At 46.6% G+C, this 3,539-nt stretch carries 5 protein-coding genes; 4 read left to right on the top strand and 1 reads right to left on the bottom strand.

Annotation, left to right across the window (positions count from 1 at the left end; genetic code table 11):
- Positions 1-382: 382 nt before the first annotated feature.
- Positions 383-1,060 (bottom strand): DUF1826 domain-containing protein, encoded by a 678-nt coding sequence (locus tag ABY436_RS19650; RefSeq protein ID WP_372740620.1) that lies wholly within the window; start codon positions 1,058-1,060, stop codon positions 383-385.
- A gap of 124 nt (positions 1,061-1,184) precedes the next feature.
- On the opposite strand from ABY436_RS19650, the gene hisI reads away from it, so the two are divergent.
- The 4 genes from hisI (at position 1,185) to ABY436_RS19630 (ending at position 3,143) form a co-directional block, all read left to right on the top strand.
- A complete protein-coding gene (gene hisI / locus ABY436_RS19645) occupies positions 1,185-1,610 on the top strand; it encodes a phosphoribosyl-AMP cyclohydrolase (RefSeq protein ID WP_372740619.1) in 426 nt (141 codons plus the stop codon).
- Between the two features lie 103 nt (positions 1,611-1,713).
- Positions 1,714-1,968: a hypothetical protein gene (locus ABY436_RS19640; protein WP_372740618.1), complete on the top strand. Its 255-nt coding sequence runs from the start codon at positions 1,714-1,716 to the stop codon at positions 1,966-1,968.
- Complete coding sequence (folE2, locus tag ABY436_RS19635) at positions 1,965-2,900, top strand: GTP cyclohydrolase FolE2 (protein ID WP_372740617.1); 936 nt, start codon at positions 1,965-1,967, stop codon at positions 2,898-2,900. The genes ABY436_RS19640 and folE2 overlap by 4 nt, the downstream gene beginning before the upstream one ends.
- Before the next feature lie 3 nt (positions 2,901-2,903).
- Positions 2,904-3,143, top strand: coding sequence for a hypothetical protein (locus tag ABY436_RS19630; protein WP_372740616.1), 240 nt, complete (start codon positions 2,904-2,906; stop codon positions 3,141-3,143).
- Positions 3,144-3,539: the final 396 nt, after the last annotated feature.

Below are 3,539 nucleotides of genomic sequence, written 5' to 3'. Positions count from 1 at the left end.
GCCTGAGATGCCAGAGATTCTGGAGCCGATTGTTTATACGATTCCCTTACAATTGCTGTCTTACCATGTCGCCGTGCTGAAAGGCACCGATGTTGATCAGCCGCGTAACCTGGCTAAGTCAGTAACGGTGGAATAAAATCCCCCGGCTTTCTAAATGAATGTTCTGATCTATAAAAGTTGTAAACAGTTGAATAAAGTTGAAGACTAATCAGACGGTTTCCAACTATAAGTGCAAAGCATACAGTCTGTCAGGACCTTTAATTACGTCGGCGGTAGTTAACGGTCCTGTTAATCAGAAGATTATTTTATTTAATAAGACAGTCAAAAAGACGATTTGAGCTGCGTTATTATTGGGCCTAAGCAAGCCTTGACCATTTTATTCTCAAGCAAAATCCATACTAACGACGATACGTTTTTCACCTCCGGAAACTGCCGGAGAGCGGTGAACCGCTCCCAAACCATCATTGCCATACCAGCCATCGCCTTTTAACAGAACAATATCCCCCGAATTCACCTGCTGAATACAGGCGGGGCTGGAAAACAGCCCCGACTCTTCGTCACTCAAACCCATATTCCCGGGGCCCAGCTTGCTACGATCTACATCACTGTTTTTAAGCCATTCAGTTCCCTGCCCCAGAAAAGTGCTGACCAGACGACAACCTAACTTATCAGTATGAAAACGGGGACACATCGCACGATCCAGCACCTGAAGTCTTACACCAACCTCATCAAGCTCAAACAAACAGGAGTACATCTCCAGTAACAGTACCAGATCATTGACGAATGCCGATTGGCTTTTCAGATCCGGTAATGAGGACCTTAGTGAAAGGGCTGCTTTCTCAGGGTTAATGACACAGCGGAGATTAAAACCAGGTTTGCTCTGGACCAGTATCTGGCAATAATCAGACACTTCTTTTGCCAGTGATCGCTGTAATACGACCAGATTTATCTGTTCCAGATAAATATTTGTCATCACTTCAGGTATTACTCCTGATGCATAGCTCTGTTCTCCATAACCGATATAACCTGCCTGACTTACTTCCAGTTCTACCGCATTCATAGCCACACCTGACATTTTTGTTACAATAATTTAAATTAATGTTATGTTATAACATCTTAATATCCACTATTCTAACGTCAATTAAAATTATGCAAAGGTTATTTATGGCAGGAGAGATTGTTATATGAGCAAGGCGTTCTTTCAGCGTCTGGAAAACAACGCCCATGAACACAGGCTGCCATTAGCTATGGTGGTGGATAACCTCTGTTTCAATGGGCAGGGACTCATTCCGGTCATCACGCAGGACTGCTCAACCAAAGCTGTGTTGATGCAGGCCTGGATGAACCGGGAAGCGCTGAATAAAACCCTGCATACAGGGCATATGGTGTACTGGTCACGAAGTCGTAACTGTTTCTGGGAAAAAGGAGCGACCAGCGGGCATACCCAGAAACTGGTCAGTATGTCATTTGATTGCGATGGTGATGTCATTCTTTGTCAGGTGGAGCAGAAAGGTGCCGCCTGTCATACCGGCCGGCCCGCATGTTTCTATCTTGAAGTTGAGCCTGAGCAACAACAGGTCAGGATTATTGGGGATGCCAGCCAGTCATGAGAACGACCCTGATTAAAAATACTATCCTGTTAATTTGTGGCAGCTCTACGGATCTCCGGACTGCGTATCTAACAGATATCAGGGGATATTCCGGCGAATGCCGATGATGAACTTATCGATGCCGGTGCCGGCTGGACTAGCGTTAGTGGTGCATGCTCTGTTGAGCCTGCTGGCTCATGTGCATCAGTGGCGTATGACAGTAACGCAGATGGTAGAAAAAACCGCCCGTAATCAGGCACTCAATTTTAGTTCACAGATTCTCTTCACCTGGGTCGATGGCACCCGGGTTTGCGATGGCCATCAGCTGGGTTCAGTACCTACTGCCATGGCCCCTAATTTTACACACTGGATATCATGAATAACAAAACCTCTATGCTAAAAATCAAACCGCTGCCGGATGTAGCAGCCCACCATACGGCGTCACACGCGCTGACGCTGCAATGGGTAGGAATGGAACATATCGCACTGCCGATCAGGCTGGACTTTGGTGATAACAGTCAGCAGTCGATCAGTGCCAGGGCTGATCTCTATGTCAGCCTGAATAGCCCGGATGTAAAGGGTATCCATATGTCCCGGCTTTACCTGCAGATGAACAGCCATCTGGCGAACAGATCCCTGAGCAGGGAATCTCTCGCCCAGCTATTGTCTTTTATGGTGGAGTCGCAACAAGGCATCAGCCAAGGCGCACGGATACAGCTAAAATTTGATCTGTTACTGCAAAGAAATTCCCTGAAAAGTAATAAGCAGGGCTATCAGTCCTATCCGTTCATCATCAGTGCGGAGCTGTTGGATGATCGCCTTAATATCAAGCTGGAACTGACCATACCCTATTCCAGCACCTGTCCGTGCTCTGCTTCATTATCAAGGCAGTTATACAGCGAAGCGGTCGATCGGGAGTTTGGGGGTACAGCCATCGATAAGGAGGCTCTGCTTCTGTGGCTCCAGTCCGATGCCGGTTCCATCGCCACACCCCATAGTCAACGCTCCTATGCCTATCTGAAGATGCAACTGGATGACCACTCTTTTCCTCAACTGCCCGAGTTGGTCGATCGTTTCGAAAAAGCCCTGGGCACCCCGGTACAAACGGTGGTTAAACGCAGCGATGAGCAGGAGTTTGCCAGGCTGAATGCTGAAAATCTGATGTTCTGTGAAGATGCTGCACGACGGATCAAGCGATCACTGGAAGCGATGGATGAGATAACCGACTACTGGTTTAAAGTGGAGCATCAGGAGAGTCTGCATGCCCATAATGCGGTAGTCATTGACCAAAAGTACACTGCGGGTAACTGAACTATGCTGCGAAAAATTCCTTCAGGCCTCAGCTCTGAGATGCCTGCGAAAGCCTTTATCGAACCTACGGCTATCGCCTGTAGCTATGTGATTATTGAAGACAATATTTTTGTCGTAACTTACGCGGCAATCCGTGCCGGTGAGGTGGACGCCAATGGCAATATGGAGCCGGTTATTATCAGAAAGCTCGTAAAGAAGATTTTCAGGCGCTATGGCGCTGGGCGGCTGAGTTTTCAGCATTAGAAATGTAGCGTAATGGGAATAAACTCCAGCCATTGACGGAAGAAGAACAATACAAGTCAGAACTGAAAGAGGCTCTCTTTACCGGGATTGAAAACACCTACGATGACTTAGAGAAGCATCGGTTTAGGAATTCTTTTTAAGACTTCTGTAATTGCATCATACGGCATAGTTGTTTTTCGGAAAAATCCCGGCCAATCTCATTCGTCAATTGTCGCGCCGCTGCAGCGACAATCTGCTTGCCGTATTCGCACGCTAACCGCCCTGTGTTTCTTGAATATAGGTTTTTATCAGGTAATTGTTAACTTAATCGTATCTTCCATAACAAAAGCTTTATAGTTTTTTTGACCAAAACAGTACTATGTGTATAGTAAACAACGCCAGACACGACTTATAAAT

Origin of the sequence: Neptunomonas sp. (genome assembly GCF_041601355.1) — a bacterium.
In the GTDB taxonomy this organism is placed as follows: domain Bacteria; phylum Pseudomonadota; class Gammaproteobacteria; order Pseudomonadales; family Balneatricaceae; genus Neptunomonas.
The sequence above is the reverse complement of the archived record's forward strand: the minus strand, read 5'-3'. Positions and strand labels throughout refer to the sequence as shown.

Excerpts from the sequence above, each read along its gene's own strand:
- ABY436_RS19650 (WP_372740620.1), bottom strand. The coding sequence starts at position 1,060 with ATGAATGCGGTAGAACTGGAAGTAAGTCAGGCAGGTTATATCGGTTAT.
- hisI (WP_372740619.1), top strand. The coding sequence starts at position 1,185 with ATGAGCAAGGCGTTCTTTCAGCGTCTGGAAAACAACGCCCATGAACAC.
- ABY436_RS19640 (WP_372740618.1), top strand. The coding sequence starts at position 1,714 with ATGATGAACTTATCGATGCCGGTGCCGGCTGGACTAGCGTTAGTGGTG.
- folE2 (WP_372740617.1), top strand. The coding sequence starts at position 1,965 with ATGAATAACAAAACCTCTATGCTAAAAATCAAACCGCTGCCGGATGTA.
- ABY436_RS19630 (WP_372740616.1), top strand. The coding sequence starts at position 2,904 with ATGCTGCGAAAAATTCCTTCAGGCCTCAGCTCTGAGATGCCTGCGAAA.